Source organism: Erwinia sp. 1181_3 (assembly GCF_052824965.1).
Genome location: NZ_VTDE01000001.1, coordinates 35,357 through 55,819 on the forward strand (window position 1 = coordinate 35,357; position 20,463 = coordinate 55,819).

The window sequence follows — 20,463 nt, forward strand, 5'->3', positions numbered from 1 at the left end:
CATCCAAATCGCGGGTCGACCAGAAAAGGTCGACCCGCTGCTAAGAGTGAAGAGTGGGTAGGTTTGGGTGTTACTCCCCTTCGCCAATCTGCCAGATAAACGTCGGTTCCTTACCGTTCACCTCCCAGTCGCCCACATTACGGATCTTATAAATCACCGGATTATGCGACGACACGGTACGCGCATTACGCCAGTGGCGATCCAGCGCTTTACTGATGCGAGTATCTGATGCCCCCAGTGCATTAAACAGCTCGGTTGCGGCACGCGGGATCAGCTCCGTGGCAATCACCTGCGCCTGTGCTGACGCCAGTTCCGCCAGCACATTGGCCTGCTGGATCAATGCCTCATCCCCGCTGTTATGGACCTCATAAGCACCTTGCAGCGCATGCGTTGCCTGCTGAACGGCGGCGTCCACCGCATAGACCCAGCTGGAGATCTGCCCCACTACCTGCAACACCTGTACATCGTTTTTCACCTGCGTGGCATTGCCGTGGCTGTAGACGCGTTTACGGCTGGCAACGCCTGCCGCCGCATCGCGTTTCACGGCTCGGCCAATTCCCGCCAGCGTCGACAGTAAAACATGCTGATAAAACGCGGTCTGATAGCGAAAACGCTCGGTGAAATCATAGACATGCGCCTGCTCAACCTCTGCCTGATGAAAACGGGTGGTCCCACTGCCGCTCAGACGCTGGCCGAAGCCGTCCCAGTCATCTTCACGCTCCACGCCCTGCTGATGGGTATTGACCAGCGCAATCACATCACGACCGTTATCGTTGCGCTGGGCATAAACATCAATCCAGTCGGCGTACAGCGTGCCGGTGCTGTAAAACTTCTCGCCGGAGATCAACCAGCCCTTCTCTGACGGGGTGACGCGGGTGATTACCTCACCCAGCTTGAGATTGCCGATTTCCGTCCAGCCACTGCCCACCAGCTCGCCATCATGGAAGCGGCGGAACCAGCGCTGACGCTCTTCACTGTCAGGCTGATTCAGGCGATCTTCCACAAAAGCGAAATGGGCGCGCAGCGCCTGCGGCAGGTTAGAGTCGGCTTCCGCCAGCTCCGTCAGCAGCTGGAACAGCTGCGGCAAGGTGGCGCCAAAACCGCCCTCCGCCTGCGGGATACGCAGGGTGCCGAACCCGGCTTCTTTCAACCAACGTATCGGCTCCAGCGGAAGTGTACGCGTCACTTCACGTTCGGCAGCACCTGCAGCAATGCGGGCAAATACCGGGCGAAAACGGGCCGCCAGCGCGGCGTAATCAGCAACAGATTCAGACATAGGATTCTTCCTTTTCGGATGGGTCATCAATGTCCTGCTTCGTCGGTTCAAAACGGATCACCAGCAGGAAAATAATCGGGATAATCGCGGCCAGCGAGACAATCCAGAACATATTAGTGCCAAAAGAGGCCTGTAAAATGGGCAGGATAAACAGCGCCAGCGCACTGCCGACGCCGGACAGGGAGCGGCCAAAGCCGACGCCGGTGGCTCGGATATGCGTTGGATAAGAGAGTGCCGGGTAGATCATCATCTGCGCGCCAGGGCCGAAACCTTCAGCAAACAGCCACAGACCCAACATCAGGATGGCGAACACCACACCCATCGTGGCACTTGGGTGACCAATCAGCGCCAGCGAGATCAACGCGATAAATTGCAGGGCAAAACCGGCAATCGCCACATGACGTGATGGGAATTTCCATGCCAGACGCATGCCCAGCAGACCGCCGGTAAAGGCAAACAGCGCATTCAGCCCCAGTGAAGCAGAGATGGTTTCAAACACGCCTGCCCCCAGGAACTGCGCAAGAATTGACGGCAGGAAGAAGGCAATCGCGGTGTATTCAAACGAGATACAGATATTCATGACCGCCGTCACAATGGTGCGTTCGCGGTACGGTTTCTGAAACAGCACACGGAAACTCACCTTCGGGGGGGCCTTCTTCACGGGCTCTCTTTCATCGGGTTCGGCGGCATGCGCCGTAATGCCATAGGAGTCACGCAGAATACGCGCCGCCCCTTCCAGGTCACCCTGATTAGCGGCCCACAGCGGGGATTCATTCATAAACTTGCTGCGCACGGCGATGATCAAGAGCGCAGGCACCGCACCAAACAGCAGCGAGGCGCGCCACAGCCAGTCGGCGTGTTCGGCAGGCAGCAGGAAGTAGAGCGCAAAGATAATAAAGAAACAGGCGGACGAAGCGGCGTACCACATCGGGCACCAGGCCGCCAGCCGGGCGGCTTTGTTGCCTTTGCCCGCAAACTTCGAGAATTCAGCCAGATAGGCCATCGCCACGGGCAAATCGATGCCAACGCCAATGCCCATCAGGAAACGGGCACCGATCAGCACCCAAACGTTCGGCGCTAATCCGGCAGCAATCGCGGAGACCACAAAGAACAGCATATCGGCCATAAAGACGGAGTAGCGGCCATATTTATCGGTCAGCCAGCCACCCAGCAGGTTGCCCACTATGGTGCCGATCATGATCGATGACGTCACCAGCCCGGTGATCGCCGGCGTTAAGCCAAACTCTTTCACCACATCGTCAATGCCGTAGGAGAGCGTGGTCAGATCGTAGGCATCGAGAAACACGCCGCCCAGAGCCAGAAAGACTATCCAGCGTGCGTAACTATTTTTACTGGTACGGGTGTTAATCAGCTGCGCCACATCACTGACGGATCGAACCGGTGTTGAATGGGATGGCGATATTGCAATGCCATCGTCAATATTAATTGAACTCATAGTATCCCCATATATCTATTATTTTATTTGCAGGTTCACCCGTTATTTTCGGGTGCCACACTACTTTTATAGAGAGGAAACCTTGCAATAACAAACAAGGAAAAATTATTTGAATGTGCGACAAAGTCATAATGCACGTAAAATAAATCACTTAAATGTCATAATAAATGCAAATAGCACAATTAGCTTAGCAAGAAGCATGCCAAATTCATTAGAGTACGCGATTGTTTTAAAAGGAGAACGACATGAAATGGAACAGAGATAAAGCATTAAAACACTTGCGAAGTCGTGCAAAACCAGCATCCCAAAATAGTTGTGCCGAATTTACCAAACAGGCAATAGAAGCAGGTGGAATCACTCTGCACCGAACCAATAATGCAAAAAACTTTAGCGCATCATTATCACGTGCAGGGTTTGCCGAGTTGCCTGCTGACTCAATAATAATTGCTGGTGATATTGTTGTTATTCAACCACATAGTGAAGATGACCTGATCGGTCACATGGCCATGTTCGATGGTTCAATCTGGATTTCAGATTTCAGGCAGCGCGCAATGTATCCCGACCTCGCCTATCGACAAGCTCAACCTTTATTTACCCTTTACAGAATGCCTTGATGTTAAAAAAGCCCGGATTATCATTCCGGGCTTTTTTAATTTTTCCGAAACAGGCACCAGCACACCCTGCACCAGCGGATCGGTGGTTTCCTTTAACCACTGCTGCACACGGGGATCGGCAAACGCTTTTTTCAGCTTGATAATATTTTCATCGTTTAAATAAGGCGTACCAATCACCAACTGTGAGGAAAAGGTTTGTGGCGCAGGCGGGAATAATATGCCTTTGTCGCGAGAAACTTTTCCTGCATCAAACTGGGAAACATACCCAATCGCCGCACCCACAGAATTTAATGCCCGTGGAATAGTTAACAGGCCCAGCTCCTTAAAATTAAATTTTTTCGGATTTTCTTTAAAATCCCTACACTATAAAGAATAGCATTTTTTGCCTTGCACGTGATAAGGCATAGTTATTAACGTACTCAGCACTTAAAAGGAGACGTCTATGACATGGAACAGAGACCGGGCATTACAACATTTAAGAAGCCGTGCTAATGCAGAATCCCAAAATCGTTGCGCTGAATTTACCAGGCACGCAATCGAAGCTGGTGGCCTCACTCTCAATCGAACAAGTAATGCAAAAAATTATGGCACGTCATTATCTCGTGCAGGGTTTCGTGAATTACCTCCTGGTTCAACGATAAATGCTGGTGATATTGTGGTTATCCAACCTTATAGTGGAGGAAACCCAGCCGGGCATATGGCAATGTTTGATGGCTCAATATGAATCTCAGATTTCAGGCAGCGCACAATGTATCCCGGCCCTGGCTATCGGCATTCTCAACCTTCTTTTAAAATTTACAGGATGCCTTGATGCGTATTGGGATGATTTTAATTGCTTCTTTTCTCTCAGCGTGCTGTGTTGCAAATAGACAGGATTCACGCACTCAAGCATACGATTTTTATAAATCCTACCTCACATCATTCTCTTCATCAGCCTCTGAAAATCGACCTCAGTGGCTCAATCAGTATGTCTCCACAGATACGTTAAATCGTCTTGAAAACATTGCCAAAATTCCTGAGCAGGAAATCGTTAATTCTGACTATTTTACCTACACTCAGGACTATGACCCTGCATGGATCCCAGCTCTGAAGGTGGGAAAACCACAGGCAATGATGAGCAGTGAAGTGGTTGATGTTTGGCTGGGAGTCGAAGATGATCAATCGCTTCATCTCCAGGCCTGGTTGCGAGAAGAAAATGGACGTTGGAAGATTTACCGCGTACGCGATATTACTGACAATTTTGAACATCGTATATTCAGTTACAGCAAATAACACATCATTAATAAAGCCCGGACGATTCCGGGCTGAACATTTTATTTTTCCGAAACAGGCACCAACACACCCTGTACCAGCGGATCGGTGGTTTCCTTTAACCACTGCTGCACACGGGGATCGGCAAACGCTTTTTTCAGCTTGATAATATTTTCATCGTTTAAATAAGGCGTTCCAATCACCAACTGTGAGGCAAAGGTTTGTGGCGCAGGCGGGAATAATATGCCTTTGTCGCGCGAAACTTTTCCTGCATCAAACTGGGAAACATACCCAATCGCCGCATCCACAGAATTTAATGCCCGTGGCATGGTTAACAGATCGAGTTCTTTAAAATTAAACTTATGTGGATTCTCTTTAATATCTTTTAATTTCGCCGTACGCGGTTCTACCGCCGGATCCAAACCAATCAGACCAATACGCTGTAACAGCCACAGCGCCTGCCCCTGATTAGCACCGTCATTCGGTACCACGATTTCCGCGCCTTGCGGCAGGTCAGCAATGGTCTTGTAACGGTCAGAGTAGATGCCGAATGCCCACTGGAATACCGGCAGGGTCGAGGTCAGTTCAAACTTGTTGGCATCCACCACCTGCTTCAGCCACCACTGGTGCTGATAGATGGTTGCCGCATACTGGCCTTCCGCCACCGCACGGTCAGCCTGCACCGGGTCCTGCAACCCTACCGCTTCCAGCTTGATGCCATAATCTGGCGCAATATTCTGCGCGACATATTCGATCAGGCGCTGCTCTCCGGCCATCGCCGGTTCAAAATGCACTTTCAGCGTGGTGCCGAAAGTCACGCTGTGACGCTGCTGGGCAGTGAAGTACCAGCCCAGTCCGGCGATCAGCACAATAGCCACGATGGCGACCTGCCACGGCCAGGTTTTCTTCTTTTTCAGTTCAAAATTCTGCTGCGTCATGATGAGTGTGTACCCTGTGAGTGTTGAAGTGCGGCAACCACGCGGTCGCCAATAAACTGAATCAGTTGGATGGTCACAATCAGCACCACAATGGTGGCGATCATGATGTGGTTATCAAAACGCTGGTAGCCATACACCACGGCCAGATAGCCGATGCCCCCGGCACCAATGGTGCCCGCAATGGCGGAGTATTCGATCATCGAGATGACGTTCAGGGTGATCGCAGCGACGATGGCGGGGAGCGCCTCACTGAGCTGCGCCCCGGTGATCACCTGCCAGCGCGAACCGCCGGACACCAGTCCGACCGCCGTCACTTCCGGCGGCAGTTCACGCAGTGCGTTCTCCACCAGGCGGGCGAAAAACGGCGTCCCGGCAACAATCATTGGGATCACAGCCGCCGGAATGCCGATGGTGGTACCGGTCAGCCAGAAGGTGAACGGAATAATCGCCGCCATCAGCACCAGAAACGGCAGTGAACGACCAATATTTACCAACCCGCTCAGGCTACGGTTCAGCCCCGCTTGCGGAAATAGTCCGGCGCGCGAGGTGTTAAACAACACCACGCCCAGCGTTCCGCCGAGAGTGACAACAAACAGCATCACAATGCCGACCATCAGCCAGGTTTCACCGTAGGCAGGCAGCATCAGTTCATGGATCTGGTTCCAGGGGGTATCCTGGCTGGTAACGTCAACGGGTTTCATCCGGCCTCCTGCAAGCGCGGGCGCGCCTCGATGATTTGTGCCTTCATGCCCAGCTGTGCCAGAGCAGTAATCAGCGCCTCTGGTGACAGCGGGCGCTGGTTAAAACGCACCGCAATCTGCATCCGTCCGGCGAGTTGCCCCGCCACCTCTTCCACATGCGCCGCCAGCAGATCAACCTGCACGTTGTGCTGCACGCTGAGCCGGCTGATCCAGTCGGTGGCCAGCGGCGGCGCGCAGGTCAGACGCAGCAGCAGGTCGCCGCTGGCGGTAACCGGACGCAGCGGGAACAGCTGTGCGGCCAGCGCCGAATCCGGGGTGCTGAGCAACTGCTGTAATGGCCCCTGCTGCACCAGTTGACCGTCGCGGATTTCTGCCACGGCATCGGCGGTGCTGCGCACCACGTCCATCTCGTGGGTAATCAGGATGATCGACAACCCAAACTGCTGACGAAGTTGTTTCAGCAACAGCAGAATGGCATCGGTGGCCTGTGGGTCCAGCCCGGAGGTCGCTTCATCGGCCAGCAATACGGAGGGTTTCAGCGCCAGGGCGCGGGCAATACCGACGCGTTGACGCTGACCGCCGGAGAGCTGAGCCGGGTAGTACCCCGCTTTGTCCGACAACCCCACGCTGTCCAGCAGCTGACCAACGTGGCGTTTGATTTCCCCAGGCACCACACCCAGCCACTCCAGCGGCAGCGCGACGTTTTCCCAGGCGGTTTTGCGTTGCAGCAGCGCGGACGACTGAAAGACGGTGCCAATGGCACGCCGTTCACGCCGCAGCGCGACACCGGACAGGCGAGAGAGATCTTCGCCGTTGACCCGGATACTGCCGGAGCTGGGCCGCTCCAGCAGGCTGATGCACTTTGCCAGCGTCGACTTCCCGGCACCGCTCGGGCCAACCACTGCCGTGATCGACGCGGCGGGCACCGTCAGTGAAATGCCTTTCAGCACTTCAACCGTGCGGCCCCCTGCCGCCGTGTAGTGTTTACGCAGGCCGTCGATTTCAATCATGGAGTGACCTCATCTTCTGCCACGACCGCAGTCTGTGATTCCCGGCGGTAGCCCGCGCCCGGATGTGGTTCGCCCAGACGAGCGCCCTGGTGAAAGAGTTTTTCGCGCAGGGTGCCGGGCTGGTACTCTTTCTTGTACACGCCACGTTTTTGCAGTTCCGGGATCAGGTGTTCCACCACATCGCTGAAGGTTTCATGCGTTACCGCATACGCGAGGTTAAATCCGTCAACATCCGTTTCTTCCACCCAGCTTTGCAGCTCATCGGCCACCGTTTGCGCACTGCCGACCAGCAACGGACCAAAGCCGCCAATGCCCACCCAGTCCGCCAGCGCCTGCACCGTCCACTGGCGATCAGGGTCGGCGGTAGAGAAGGTTTCTACAGCTGACTGAATCGCATTGGTGTGCAGGTGTTTTAGCACCTGGTCAGGCTGATACTGGCCGAAATCGATGCCCGTCCAGCCGGAGATCAGCGCCAGCGCGCCCTCGTAACTGACGTAGCTTTTGTACTCCTGCCATTTGGCCTGTGCCGCCTGGTCCGTCTCATCGACGATCACCGTTTGCAGGTTGAAAATCAGGATGCTGCGCGGGTCGCGTCCGGCTTCGGCTGCGCGGCGGCGAATATCCGCCACGGTTTTCTTCAGCAGCACTTTGGACGGTGCGGCGACAAACACGCATTCAGCATGTTCGGCAGCAAACTGTTTGCCACGGCTGGACGCACCGGCCTGATACAGCACGGGGGTGCGCTGCGGCGAAGGCTCACACAGGTGGATGCCCGGCACCTGGAAGAAGGTGCCCTGATGGTTAATTGGATGAATTTTGCTCGGGTCGCTGAAGATGCGGCGCTCACGATCGCGCAGGATTGCTCCCTCTTCCCAGCTCCCTTCCAGCAGTTTGTAGATCACCTGAAGATATTCATCGGCATAGTCATAGCGGGCATCGTGATCGGTCTGCGACTGATGGCCGATGTTGCGTGCGCCGCTCTCCAGATAGGAGGTAACGATGTTCCAGCCAATGCGCCCTTTGGTCAGGTGATCGAGCGTTGAGATACGGCGGGCAAACGGATACGGATGTTCAAACGACAGCGAGGCAGTGAGGCCAAACCCGAGATGTTCGGTCACCAGCGCCATCGGGGTGATCAGCGCCAGCGGATCGTTGACCGGCACCTGGGTGGCATTACGAATCGCGGCCTGGTTATCGCCGTTCAACACGTCGTAAACCCCCAGCACATCCGCAATAAACAGACCATCGAACTTGCCGCGCTCCAGCAGACGCGCCAGATCGGTCCAGTAGCTTAAATCTTTGTACTGCCAGGAGCGGTCACGCGGGTGCGCCCACAGGCCCGGCGACTGGTGACCGACACAGTTCATATCAAAGGCATTCAGGCGAATTTCACGTTGTTGAGACATAGATAGCACACTCCAGATTCCAGACAGCCGACACCCGTCATACTTCAAGCTCCAGGTGCGTTGGCTGCGCCCGATCACCCCAGTCACATAGTTATCTATGCTCCTGGGGACTCTCGGGCTTGCCGCCTTCCTTCAGCTCGAATTATTTAGGGTCTCGAATTATTTAGGTTATTTTTTTCGGTGAGTTAACGCGTCAGACGGGACATCGCTCCGCATCCAGCCCCAGCAGCTGCCGGGCAACGCTTTCCGCATGTTCTGCCACCTGCGGCAACCCCATTAGTTCACCGAAGCGGGCGCGCGCCGCCGGGCCGGCAACATAAAGATGTGGATTGGCGCTACCGTCAGCACGTTCCGTCTGCGAACGCGCATTAACCTGGATCCCCAGCGCCAGCGGATCGGCCTGTATTACGCCCGTCGCGGCCAGCTGATGCAGCAACACATCGCTTTGCAGTAGCCCGCCGTGCGCAGGTCCGGTGGTGATAATCAGCCGATCCACGTTCAGGCTCTGCGCTTCACCGCTGCGCGGTTGCAGCCGCAGGGTGATGTCGGCACCTGCTGCGGTAACCGCTGCCAGACGCGCAGCCTGAACCGTTAACTGGCCGCGCTGCTGCAGCTGTTCCAGTACCGCGCTGACCTGTGGCGCAATGCGATAGCGATGCACATCCCACCACGGGCGCAGATGCCGCAGGAACCGGCGTTGTTCATTGAGGGACAGCTGCTGCCACAGGCGCTGTCCGTTAACGCGAATATCATCGAGGACCAGCTGCCACGGCAGTTGCTGCAGAGCGGCAGCAGCCACTTCCTGGCGAATACGGTGCAGCCACGCGCGCGCCGAGGCGTGTTGCGGCTGCTGGTAGTCCAGTGGACGCGGTTCAAACGGGCCACTGAGGTTCGGGCGAGGCAGCAGCCCCCGGCGCGAAAACGCCACAATCGGCCCGCGATGTCCGTGACGGTGTAACGTTGCCACCACATCCGACATACTCAGGCCACTGCCCATAATGGCGACCCGTTCATCAGGGGCAATCGTGGTCAGCGCATCATGACGCCAGGGATCGGCAATCAGCCCCGGATGCCCTTCCAGCGCCAGTGCCACCGCACGCGGCAGCGCCGGAGGCGGATGACTGATCGCCAGTACCACATCATCGGCCTGAAGCTTTTTACCCAACGCGGTACGCAGCGTTCCCTGCTCCAGCGCCACCCCCCGGTCACAGAGATGGTGCAGTTTGACCGGAGAGTGCAGCTGTGCGCGGGCAAACTGTTCGGCGATATACGCGCCAAACTGACCGCGCTGTGGATAAACCTTGCCATCGTGCCAGCGTGCGTCCGGGTCCATCTGGTAAGCCGGTGAGGCGCGGAACCAGCGATCAAAATCCCCCTGTTCCGCCCCCGAAAGCTGCATGCGGTCAGCGGGGACATTAATGCGGTGCGCCGGATCGCGGGTACCATAGGCCACTCCGCGTGCCAGCTGTGAACGCGGCTCCACCACCGTTACCGTCAGCCCGGCGTCACCGAGCCTTGCCAGATGGATGGCCACTGCGGTGCCGGTAAAGCCGCCGCCGACGATAACGATATGACGCTCAGCCATGACTGTGCTCTCGCTGCTGTTGACGTTCCAGCTCACGCACCAGAGGAATCACCTCGCGGCCAAAGAATTCGACCTCCTCCTGAAAATGCAGAAACCCCAGCAACATCAGACTGACCCCGGCCTCTTTCAGCGCGATGATACGTTGAGCAATCTGCAACGGCGTGCCGATCAGGTTGGTTTTGAAGCCATCGTTATACTGCACCAGATCTTCCAGCGTCGATTTCGCCCAGTTACCTTCGCCTTCGGGTGAAGCGCTACCCGCATTTTTGACCTCATGCTGGAAGCCTTTTACCGCATCCGGGTTGGCATGGTCGAGGATCGCCTGTAGCGCCTGCTGGGCTTCCTGCTCTGTATCACGGGCGATGACGAAGCCGTTAACACCGATTTTGACCTGATGCTGGTTCTCTTCCGCTTTCTGGCGGATATCATCTACCTGCTGGCGGATACCTTCGACGGTGTTGCCGTTGGTGAAGTACCAGTCAGATACCCGTGCCGCCATATCCCGGGCGGCGCGTGAACTCCCCCCCTGGAATATTTCCGGCAATGGATCGAGCGGTTTTGGCTTCATCGAATAGTCGCGATAGCGATAGAAATCGCCGGAAAAGTTGAAGACATCCTGTTGCCAGATACCACGCAGGCAGCGAATAAACTCTTCTGAACGCAGATAGCGCTCTTCATGATCCAGCCACGGCTCACCAATCGCCTTGAACTCCCCACGAAACCAGCCGCTGACCACATTCACGGCAATACGCGCATTCGACAGATGACTGATCGTCGCAATTTGTTTCGCAGCCAGCGTGGGATTCCACGGTCCGGGCAGCAAGGCGGCGATGACTTTCAGTTTTTCAGTCGCGCCGAGCAATGCCTGCGAGAAGCTGACCGACTCATGCTGATTATCTGCACCGTATCCGGCCGTAAAACGTATCTGGGTCAGCGCATAGTCAAAACCGGCTTTTTCCGCGATTTGTGCCAGCTTGCGGTTATAGTCAAAATCCCAGCCAGTACGCTGGGGAATGTTACTGATCACCAGCCCGCCAGAAACGTTAGGCACCCAGTAAGCAAACTGTATTGGTTGATGACTCATCGTTCTCTCCTCAGCTGGCGCTGCTGTTTTTCGCCGGACGGCGGTCGCCGCCGATCGTTTCACCAAATGGACCGGTATTGACCGTACGCTGACGTTTTTCCGCATTCGATGCCAGTGGCAGCAGCGGCATCACCAGTTCGGCAAAACGGTGGGCTTCTTCCAGATGCGGATAGCCCGACAGAATAAAGTTCTCAATGCCCAGCGCCTGATATTCGCGGATGCGGTCCGCCACCTGCTGCGGACTGCCCACCAGCGCCGTGCCTGCACCGCCACGGACCAGGCCAACACCGGCCCACAGGTTCGGGCCAATCACTAAGTCATCACGCGAACCGCTGTGCAGCGCACTCATGCGGGCCTGGCCGGTGGAGTCCATACGGGCAAAAATCTTTTGAGCCGCAGCGATGGTGTCTTCATCCAGATGAGAAATCAGACGGTCAGCGGCAGCCCAGGCCTCTTCTTCCGTTTCCCGCACAATGACGTGCAGACGGATGCCGTAGCTCAACTGGCGGCCTCGCTCTTCTGCACGTTTCCGTACTACCGCCAGCTTTTCAGCCACCTGCGCCACGGGCTCACCCCATGTGAGGTAGGTATCGATCTGGCTGGCGGCAACATCAATCGCCTCATCGGAAGATCCCCCAAAGTAGAGCGGCGGACCATCTTCCTGCACGGGCGGGAACAGGATCTCCGCCCCTTCCACGCGAATATGATCACCGTGGAAATCGACCTTTTCACCCTTCAGCAGGCGTGAATAGACTTCAAGGAATTCGCGCGTCACCTGGTAGCGGTCCGCATGGCTGAGGAAGATGCCGTCACCTTTATTCTCAACCGGATCCCCCCCGGTCACCACGTTGATCAGCAAGCGCCCCTCGGACAGTCGGTCCAGCGTGGCGGCCATTCGTGCGGCAAGGCTGGGTGGTTGCAGGCCTGGACGCACTGCAACCAGGTAGCGCAGTCGTTTGGTGATCGGTGCCAGCGCAGCAGCGACCAGCCAGGAGTCTTCACAGCTTTTTCCGGTCGGGATCAGCACGCCGTAATAGCCGAGGTTGTCGGCGGCCAGCGCCACCTGTTGCAGATACGGCAGGTCGACGGGACGCCCGCCTTCGGTGGTGCCGAGATAGCGGCCGTCTCCGTGGGTCGGGAGAAACCAAAATACGTTGATATTGTCCTGCGCTGACTCGCTCATTATCTGTTTCCTATATAACTATATCTGAATTTATTCGATACAAAGTTACGCTTTGGTTATAAAACCATTAGCAGGAAGTGTGCCAACTGTTATCGGTGTAAAAATCGTTATTTATCATCGTATTGCCGTTCATAAAAATCGGCTTTCTCTGCTGCAAATGCAGCAGTCACTGACGGAAGTCTGTTGCATTTGCAGCAATCATGCCGGTTACCCCCTCGCCCCGGATGGCGCGCCAGGATACTCTTTTCCTCTCTTCTCTCGTCAGGAATACAGCATGTCGCATCCCGGCCCGTTACTGATTGATCCCGCCTCCATTGCGTTTCAAAGCGTACTGGATCGGCTGGCACCCACCGACGCCACGGTGCTGATTGTTGGTGAAACTGGCACCGGCAAAGAAGTGGTGGCGCGCTATCTGCACCATCACAGCCTGCGTCAGTCACAGCCCTTTGTGGCGGTGAACTGCGGGGCGTTGACCGAGAGCCTGGCGGAGTCGGAACTGTTCGGCCATGAGAAAGGGGCATTTACCGGGGCGACTGAACGTCATCAGGGCTGGTTTGAAGCGGCTGAGGGCGGCACGCTGTTGCTGGATGAGATCGGTGAGCTGAGCCTGCCGTTGCAGGTCAAACTGCTGCGTGTTTTGCAGGAGCGGGAGGTCACGCGCGTGGGTTCACGCCGCCCGGTGAAGGTCAACGTTCGGGTGATTGCTGCCACGCATGTCGACCTTGCCCATGCCATTCGCGAGCGCCGTTTCCGTGAAGACCTGTTTTATCGTCTTAATGTGGCAGCGGTGACGTTGCCCCCGCTGCGTCAGCGACGCGAAGATATTCCCCTGCTGGCCGACCACTTTCTGACGCTGTATGCCCGCCGTCTGGGGCGTCCGCAGCTGCGGCTGAGTGAAGAGAGCATCGCCACGTTGATGGACTATGCCTGGCCGGGCAATGTGCGTGAGCTGGAAAATACCCTGCATAACGCCGTACTACTGAGTAAAGAGTCGATTATCTCGCCGCATCAGCTCCGGCTGAACACCGAAAGACTCGAACCGCACCCCGTCAGCGAACAGGCGCTGGATACGTTTCTGCGCCAGCAGTTACAGGGCGATGGCGGCCCCTTGTATCAACGGGTACTGGATGCGCTGGTGCGTAATGCGTTTGAACTGAGCGGCGAAAATCAGCTTCAGGCCGCTGCGTTACTGGGGATCAGCCGTAATACCCTGCGCACTCACTTAGGCCATCTTGGCCTGATTAAAGCCCGCCGTAGCCTGGTCAGCACAGCACGGCACGATGCCTCACGCCAGGGCCACCAGGATCGTGAACTGCGTATCGGCTATCAGAAGTTTGGCAATCTCGGCATCCTGAAAGCGCGCCAGAGCCTGGAAGCTGAATTTACCCAGCGGGGGATCAGCGTGCTGTGGAGCGAGTTTCCCGCCGGGCCACAGCTGTTACATGCGCTGGATAATCGCGAAATTGACTTTGGTACCACGGGTGAAGTGCCGCCTGTTTTTGCCCAGGCGGGCAACAGCCCGCTGCTGTACGTTGCCTGGGAACCTGCTGCACCGCAGAGCGTCGCCCTGCTGGTGACACCGGACAGCCCAATCCAGACGATTGCCGATCTGCGCGGTAAGCGCATTGCGGTGAATAAAGGGTCTAATGTGCATTACCTGCTGGTGCAGATGCTGGATGAAGCAGGTATGACGTTGAATGATGTCCGTGTGCTGTACGCACCGCCCAAATATCCTCTGACCCCCAGCGATCATCATGCCGTTGATGCCTGGATGATGTGGGACCCGCTGCTGAGCGATGCGGAACTGAGCGGTCAGCTGCGCGTGATTGCCGATGGACGCGGGCGGGTGAACAACCATCAGTTCTATCTGGCGCATCGTGATTTTGCCGCCCACTCCGCAGATTTGTTGCATCAGCTGCTGGCGGCGCTGGTACAAACTGGCAGCTACATTGATGCCCATCGCCCGGAGGCGGCCGCCCTGCTCTCTGCTGAGCTCGGCCTCTCCCCGCAGGCGGTGTCACATGCTTTACAGCGCCGCAGCCATCAAACCCGCCGCATGGATTTGTCGGTGATCCGCGCCCAGCAGGCGATTGCTGACCGTTTCTTTGCGCTGGGGTTACTGCCGAAAGCGGTGAATGTACGTGATGCCGTGTGGCGTGGATAAGGCCAATGATTAGCAAAGCTTACTTGTCACAAAATTTGTCTGAATAATTTCAACTTTCTGATAATGTTTCCAATGGTAACCGATAGCTTTATGTAAGGTTATCGTTATAAATCAGAAAGATAATAATCGCCATTTCGGCGAGAAAACATCAAATAAACTGATAAATTAGTCATACCAGGCTAATGAGTTTATTCCGCCACCCTGCGAGTTATTCCTAAATACTTCCTGACAATAGTTTACCTTTGGAATTCATCTCCCTGTTGGAGTAAAGTTTATTCGCCGTAGCCTGTCAGATCGCCATGATCCGAGATGATATGCGGTTGCGCAATAACACCAGGGAATCGTTCCTCCATAGCAGACTTATAGAATTGGCTGTTATTAGCCCTCTTTTGCCTTAATTTTATTTAAGAAGATTAAATTTTACATCCTTGCTATTGAGTGGTTCCTGGAAATTTAAAAATCCGAGGGGGTTGTCGGTGAAAACAAATATCCTGTCGATTACTTATCTACGGGCCATTGCCTGTATGCTGGTAGTCGTTTGTCATGCTGAAAGTTTTTCTGCCAAACTGAGTCCGGCTTATTTTTCCGGTCTGTTTGGTTACGGCGGCGCCGTGGGGAAACTCGGCGTATACCTGTTCTTTATGATCAGCGGTTACCTGATGGCCTGCGTGCACTGGGAGGACTTTGGTAAGGGCAAGATGGGGTTGTTTGTCAAAAAACGTCTCGTGCGTATTTTGCCAATGTACTATCTGTTCACCCTGCTGACGATTGTGGCCTGGGTCATTAATCCGGGTTGGTTCCCGTCGACGGTATTAACGCCGCTGGATGATATTCTCTCCTTGCTGTTTATTCCCTCTGTATATATTAAAGAACTGGACACACTGACACCGGTATTATCAGTAGGCTGGACATTGTGTTATGAAATGCTGTTCTATCTGGTATTTGCGATTGGTATGTTATTCAATCGCCGCAGTGGAATGTGGTTTATTTTCATCACTATTTTCGCCTTCATTGCGATCGGATCATTCGGCGATTCACAGCGGCCCTATTTCCAGTTCTATACCGATGAGATCATGCTTTATTTCCTCAGCGGCATTGTCTGTTTTATGCTGCAAAAACGATTCAGTCAACGTTATGCCCATAATGTTTTATCTCTTGCCGTGATTACTGGATTACTGGCGGTATCGACGCTGTGGTTGCAAGGCTATCCCCAGTTACTGCTGCTGTCGCTCAGTTTCTTTATGCTCACCGGGATGGAATTCGCCTCGCAACGTCAGACCCACTTTACGCGTGTCGTCACCGGCATTGGCCTGGCTTCTTACTCTATCTATCTCTGCCACCGTCTGTTTATGGGCGCACTGCAGAAAGTGCTGCATGTGCTGTTACCCACCCCCAGTACCGCCACGATGTATCTGGCGATGGTGATCCTCAGCGTGGCGTCTGCCGTTGTCGGTTATCTGATTTACTGGATGATTGAGAAGCGCGCCACAATGACCTTCCGCGTCAAAACCAGCTAAAGCAAAAGGGCCGGATAATCCGGCCCTTTTTCCGCTTAACGCCCTACCCGGTACTGACTTTTAAACAATGCCACCGCACTGAACACCGCCAGCAGCATCAGATAATAGCTCGGTGCCAGACTGGACCCCGTCATGCTAATCAACAGCGTACAAATCAGCGGGGCAAAACCACCAAACACCGTCACCGCAACGTTGTAGCTGATGGCCATGCCGCTTGCGCGGGTCGACATCGGGAACAGGTCAGCCATCATCGACGGCACGGTAGAGAAGTAGACCGATTTCAGTAAGGCCATCCAGCCAACCAGCAGGATCAACGTTGTCGGCGTGGTGTTATCTGCCACCATCTTAAAGGCAGGATAAATGGTCAGCGCCAGCAGAATAAGCGATCCCCACATCAGCGGCACGCGCCCCACTTTCTCGGCCCACAGCCCCATCAGCGGCGTGACCACCGTCAGAATAATCCCGGCGACCAGCGTGGCGGTAAAGGCCACTGAACCTGGCAGATGCAGCGTTTTCGTTGCATACGTTGGCACATAGTTCAGCATGTAGTTAACGCCCGTTGAGATCACCATCAGCCCGATGGCCAGCAGCAGCAATGTTTTCTGGCGCCCCATCAGGTCCTTCAGCGGGGCATGTGATTTAGGCTGGGCAACAAAGCTGGCTGGCTCATGCACATGACGGCGAATATACAGACCCACCGGACCAATCAGCAGACCAAACGCGAACGGAATGCGCCATCCCCAGTCCTGGATCTGCGCCTCTGTCAGCCAGGCGGTCAGCCCCAGGCCAAACGCCGACGCCATCAGGGTACTGGCACCCTGGGTAGCAAACTGCCAGCTGGCAATAAATGCGCGACGTTCCGGGAAATGCTCCACCAGGAAAGCCGTCGAACTGCCGAATTCCCCACCGGCGGAGAAACCCTGAATCAGACGCGCCAGCAGGATCATGATCGGTGCCAGCAGGCCAATACTTTCATATGACGGCATCACGGTAATCATCAGACCACCCAACATCATCAGGGTGATCGACATCAGCAACGCTTTTTTACGTCCGACTCTGTCCGCATACGCCCCCAGCACAACGGCCCCCAGAGGACGGATCAGGAACGCGACACCAAAGCTGCCGAAGGTCAGCAGCATGGAGACTGAGGCGTCCTCCGTCGGGAAAAAGGCGTGGGAAATATAATTGGCAAAAAAACCGTATACCGCGATATCAAACCACTCCAGCGCGTTACCGACGCAGGTGGCAAACAGGGTTTTATACAGGTTCGGTGTGACCGCCTGTTGTTGCTGTACGATAGTGCTCACTGGCATTCCCCCTGTGCGCGATGCGCACGATGACGGGCCAGCAACGTGCCGCCCTGTTCGCCTAAATCCCAGAACAGCCGGGTCATGATTTGTAATCCTTCGCGGGCAATGGATTTCAGCATATGTTCATCCACCGCATGCTGGCCGCAGGCCGGATAGGAGTGCGGGATCCACAACGTCGGTAATCCCAGCGCGTGGGCGAAGACATCATTCGGCAGTGAACCGCCAAGATTCGGCAGCAGCGCCGGTTTTTTGCCACTGGTGTTGGCAATCACCTCCAGCGCCCAGTCCACCAGCGGGTCGCTCGGGTCAAGACGTGTCGCCGGGGAACCGCGCAGCACCTCCACCGTCACCTGCGGAAAACCGTGCGCATCCAGATGGTTGCGCAGATGCGTGGCAATATTTTGCCAGTCGGTGTCCACCACAAAACGCAGCTGGCAGACGGCGGTCGCTTTGCCGGGAATGGCATTCATTGGTCGTGCCGGATTTCCGGCGAGGAATGAGAGTACCTCAAGCGTGTTCCAGCCATACAGGCGCTCTGTTGGCGTCAGACCGGCTTCGCCCCAGTTCGGATCAATCTGCGGGCCATTTTCATCGCCCACTTCAATGTCGCTGAGGATCGCTTTGACCGCCGCGCTGATCGCGGGCGGCTTCAGCGCTGACACCTGCAACTGGCCGTGCTGATTGACCAGGCAGGCCAGCGCACTGGCCAGTTGGGTGCCGGGGTTGGTCAGCAGGCCGCCCCAGTTGCCTGAGTGGTAGTCACGGTCGCGGGCCTGAATGCTGAGGCGGAAGTTCACCGCTCCCCGTGAGCCAAGGAACAGCGTGGGACGCACGGCGTTCAGGCGCGGGCCATCGGAGGCGATAAAGATATCAGCTTTCAACTGCTCGCCGTGGCGCTGGCAAAGCTCCATCAGGCCTGGGGAGCTGATCTCTTCGCCCATTTCAAACAGGAATTTACAGTTAAAGCCCAGCGTGCCGCCGCGCGCGGCTGCAACCTGCTCCAGCGCGGCGATATTCACCGAATGCTGGCCTTTATTATCCGCGCTGCCACGTCCGTACCAGCGGTCGCCCTCTTCCACCAGTTCCCAGGGCGTCAGGCCGCTGCGCCAGTTTTCATCATCACCAAACACCACGTCACCGTGGCCGTAGCAGAGCACGGTCGGCAGTTCCGGGTCTTCTATGCGGGTTGCCAACAGGAAAGGCCGTAACGGTGCCTGCGGGTTCGCCAGCTGTTCCGTGGTGAAGCCCAGCGCCTGCATCACTGGCGCCATCTCTTCATCAAGATAGCGCTGGATCACCTCATCGCGATCGTCACGCTGGCTTTCGCTGCGCAGGGCGACGCGGCGTGCCAGCACCTGTTTGAATTTGCCACTGTCAAAGTACGCCGTGGCCTGCGCTACCGCCTGTTCACCTGTCATATATCGGTCCGTTTTTATTGTGTTTACTTTTTGTGTTTGCCCCTCCGTTTTAAGCTAGAATCGCTCTTTGCCACAATCATCAAATAATCAAGTTAGCGTTGCTTTAAAAGCAATGCTGTTCTGCACGATCAGTGAACATGCACCATAACGAGGCAGCCCGATGCACAGCAGTGAAATTCGCTATTTTCTTGCCGTCGCCAACAGTGGATCGCTGAGTGCCGCCAGTCAGCAGCTGTTTGTTGCGGTGTCGGCAATCAGCCGCCAGATCCAGCGCCTGGAGGCGCGGGTCGGCGCTCCGCTGTTTGAACGGCATGCACGGGGCATGGTGCTGAATGATGCCGGGCAGATTTTCGAAAACCACGTGCGCAAGAGCATGATGGATATGGAACATGCCATCGCCGAGATCAAAGGACTGAAAGCCATTCGCCGCACCGCGCTGCGGGTGGCCTGCACTGACGGCATGGCGTTCAGCCTGCTGCCTGTGCTGTGCACCCAGTTTCGTCAGTTGCATCCCGGCGTTAGTTTTCATCTGACGGTCGCCAGTGCCCTGGAGGTGGCCGAGATCATGCGGCGTGGGGAATGTGACGTGGCGTTTCAGTTCAGTCTTCACCCGGAACGCGGCGTGGAGGTGGTGGCCGCCTGGCCTGCCCCGGTGTTGCTGGTGATGCATGAAAGTCACCCGCTGGCGCAACAGCAGATACAGCTCAGTGACCTGATGGCGTACCCGCTGGCATTACCGGATGCGGGAACCACGGTACGCCAGCTGTTTGACCTCTCCTGCCGTATGAGCGGGACGTTTGTTGAACCTGTGCTGACCTGCAATAACTTCAGCACGCTGTATACGTTCCTGTTACAGACCCCCACGGCAATCACCATTTGCAGCCAGTTCACGGTGATGTACCAGGCGGTTGAACACGGATTGATGCTGAAATCGGTCGGTGCTGAGCAGCTCAGCCAGCGCTCATTGCAGGTTCAGACCGCCATTGGCCGTAAACCGGGGACGGCGCTGACGCTGTTTCTGGAATTTGTGCGGCATGAGTTGAAGCAGAAGGATGAGAGTATCCGGGCGGCGTTTGATTTTTAGGGGGTATGGGGTGACCGGAAACAGGGTCGCACCCTGAGGGCTTCCCAGTCATTTTTGTCGCTGACAGTTTAGCTTCAGGTCCGGGGCCAGTTTGAGCACGCCGGATCGGCAAAACACGCCTCCCTGCGGGCCTCGGCACGCGACGTCCTGTCGCGTGACGTCCGGCTTACCTCAAACTGGCCCCATCCCCGCAAAAACTGTGCTCGCTGTGGGTTTTAAAATAGCGACAACATGATAATTTCTGTGGATTAATTTGAATTTGGTTTTGACCTGGGTTTTGACGTTGAGGCGGCATTCAGCAGCGCTGAGGAAGCGCAGTGAACCAGGACGAACCGCCAGGACGGCGGTGAGAGGGAGAGCCGGCACAGGGAGGTGCCGTCACGACCGTTCCGTCGGTGAGCGGCGCTTGCGAAGGCACCCGCTGAAAGCGGGCGATGCGCCTGCCGCAAAGCCCGGATTCCAAAGG

General features: G+C 55.9%; 16 protein-coding genes and 2 pseudogenes. 6 read left to right on the top strand and 12 right to left on the bottom strand.

The annotated features are described in order from the left end of the window. Nucleotides 1-70: 70 nt before the first annotated feature. Together FY046_RS00165 and FY046_RS00170 are read right to left on the bottom strand one after the other, a co-directional pair. Nucleotides 71-1,276, bottom strand: a complete 1,206-nt coding sequence (locus tag FY046_RS00165) for an acyl-CoA dehydrogenase family protein (RefSeq protein WP_167863822.1) — start codon at nt 1,274-1,276, stop codon at nt 71-73. Continuing rightward, nucleotides 1,269-2,732, bottom strand: a complete 1,464-nt coding sequence (locus FY046_RS00170; RefSeq protein ID WP_133841963.1) for an MFS transporter — start codon at nt 2,730-2,732, stop codon at nt 1,269-1,271. Before FY046_RS00170 ends, FY046_RS00165 begins: the two co-directional genes overlap by 8 nt. Nucleotides 2,733-2,977: 245 nt before the next feature. Between FY046_RS00170 and FY046_RS00175 the strand changes: the two genes are divergently transcribed. Further along, nucleotides 2,978-3,346, top strand: a complete 369-nt coding sequence (locus tag FY046_RS00175) for a hypothetical protein (RefSeq protein WP_159336590.1) — start codon at nt 2,978-2,980, stop codon at nt 3,344-3,346. A 45-nt stretch (nt 3,347-3,391) separates the two neighbouring features. Here the strand turns inward: FY046_RS00175 and FY046_RS00180 are convergent. Continuing rightward, nucleotides 3,392-3,694: pseudogene (locus FY046_RS00180) on the bottom strand (MetQ/NlpA family ABC transporter substrate-binding protein); the annotation flags it as partial. Nucleotides 3,695-3,788: 94 nt separating this feature from the next. Between FY046_RS00180 and FY046_RS00185 the strand changes: the two are divergent. Together FY046_RS00185 and FY046_RS00190 are read left to right on the top strand one after the other, a co-directional pair. Next, a pseudogene (locus tag FY046_RS00185) lies at nt 3,789-4,157 on the top strand (CHAP domain-containing protein). Continuing rightward, nucleotides 4,157-4,618 carry a YbjP/YqhG family protein gene (locus tag FY046_RS00190; protein WP_167863820.1) on the top strand — a complete coding sequence of 154 codons (462 nt, stop codon included), beginning with the start codon at nt 4,157-4,159 and terminating at the stop codon, nt 4,616-4,618. Before FY046_RS00185 ends, FY046_RS00190 begins: the two are co-directional and overlap by 1 nt. Before the next feature lie 41 nt (nt 4,619-4,659). On the opposite strand, the gene FY046_RS00195 is transcribed toward FY046_RS00190, so the two are convergent. The 7 genes from FY046_RS00195 to ssuD all read right to left on the bottom strand — a co-directional run bounded on the left by FY046_RS00195 (nt 4,660) and on the right by ssuD (nt 12,504). Then, the gene (locus tag FY046_RS00195; RefSeq protein ID WP_133841960.1) at nt 4,660-5,535 is read right to left on the bottom strand and encodes a MetQ/NlpA family ABC transporter substrate-binding protein; all 876 of its coding nucleotides are present in this window, start codon (nt 5,533-5,535) and stop codon (nt 4,660-4,662) included. Next, nucleotides 5,532-6,236 carry a methionine ABC transporter permease gene (locus FY046_RS00200; RefSeq protein WP_171148429.1) on the bottom strand — a complete coding sequence of 235 codons (705 nt, stop codon included), beginning with the start codon at nt 6,234-6,236 and terminating at the stop codon, nt 5,532-5,534. The genes FY046_RS00195 and FY046_RS00200 overlap by 4 nt, the downstream gene beginning before the upstream one ends. Then, nucleotides 6,233-7,246, bottom strand: a complete 1,014-nt coding sequence (locus FY046_RS00205) for a methionine ABC transporter ATP-binding protein (protein WP_133841958.1) — start codon at nt 7,244-7,246, stop codon at nt 6,233-6,235. Before FY046_RS00205 ends, FY046_RS00200 begins: the two co-directional genes overlap by 4 nt. Next, the gene (locus tag FY046_RS00210; RefSeq protein ID WP_446185577.1) at nt 7,243-8,652 is read right to left on the bottom strand and encodes an LLM class flavin-dependent oxidoreductase; all 1,410 of its coding nucleotides are present in this window, start codon (nt 8,650-8,652) and stop codon (nt 7,243-7,245) included. The genes FY046_RS00205 and FY046_RS00210 overlap by 4 nt, the downstream gene beginning before the upstream one ends. Nucleotides 8,653-8,845: 193 nt before the next feature. Further along, entirely contained in the window at nt 8,846-10,237 is a 1,392-nt protein-coding gene (locus FY046_RS00215) for an FAD/NAD(P)-binding protein (protein WP_446185578.1), read from the bottom strand. Then, nucleotides 10,230-11,321 carry a dimethylsulfone monooxygenase SfnG gene (gene sfnG, locus FY046_RS00220; RefSeq protein ID WP_133841955.1) on the bottom strand — a complete coding sequence of 364 codons (1,092 nt, stop codon included), beginning with the start codon at nt 11,319-11,321 and terminating at the stop codon, nt 10,230-10,232. Before sfnG ends, FY046_RS00215 begins: the two co-directional genes overlap by 8 nt. Nucleotides 11,322-11,331: 10 nt before the next feature. Then, on the bottom strand, nt 11,332-12,504 hold the full coding sequence (ssuD, locus tag FY046_RS00225; protein ID WP_167863815.1) for an FMNH2-dependent alkanesulfonate monooxygenase: 1,173 nt from the start codon (nt 12,502-12,504) through the stop codon (nt 11,332-11,334). A 274-nt stretch (nt 12,505-12,778) separates the two neighbouring features. Between ssuD and FY046_RS00230 the strand changes: the two genes are divergently transcribed. Further along, nucleotides 12,779-14,668, top strand: a complete 1,890-nt coding sequence (locus FY046_RS00230) for a sigma-54-dependent Fis family transcriptional regulator (protein ID WP_213202056.1) — start codon at nt 12,779-12,781, stop codon at nt 14,666-14,668. Between the two features lie 476 nt (nt 14,669-15,144). Next, nucleotides 15,145-16,185 carry an acyltransferase family protein gene (locus FY046_RS00235; protein WP_133841953.1) on the top strand — a complete coding sequence of 347 codons (1,041 nt, stop codon included), beginning with the start codon at nt 15,145-15,147 and terminating at the stop codon, nt 16,183-16,185. Nucleotides 16,186-16,220: 35 nt separating this feature from the next. On the opposite strand, the gene FY046_RS00240 is transcribed toward FY046_RS00235, so the two are convergent. Continuing rightward, complete coding sequence (locus FY046_RS00240) at nt 16,221-17,492, bottom strand: MFS transporter (protein ID WP_171148426.1); 1,272 nt, start codon at nt 17,490-17,492, stop codon at nt 16,221-16,223. Then, a complete protein-coding gene (locus tag FY046_RS00245; RefSeq protein ID WP_133841951.1) occupies nt 17,489-18,913 on the bottom strand; it encodes a M20 family metallopeptidase in 1,425 nt (474 codons plus the stop codon). The genes FY046_RS00240 and FY046_RS00245 overlap by 4 nt, the downstream gene beginning before the upstream one ends. Nucleotides 18,914-19,073: 160 nt before the next feature. On the opposite strand from FY046_RS00245, the gene FY046_RS00250 reads away from it, so the two are divergent. Then, a complete protein-coding gene (locus tag FY046_RS00250; protein WP_159336580.1) occupies nt 19,074-19,997 on the top strand; it encodes a LysR family transcriptional regulator in 924 nt (307 codons plus the stop codon). Nucleotides 19,998-20,463: the final 466 nt, after the last annotated feature.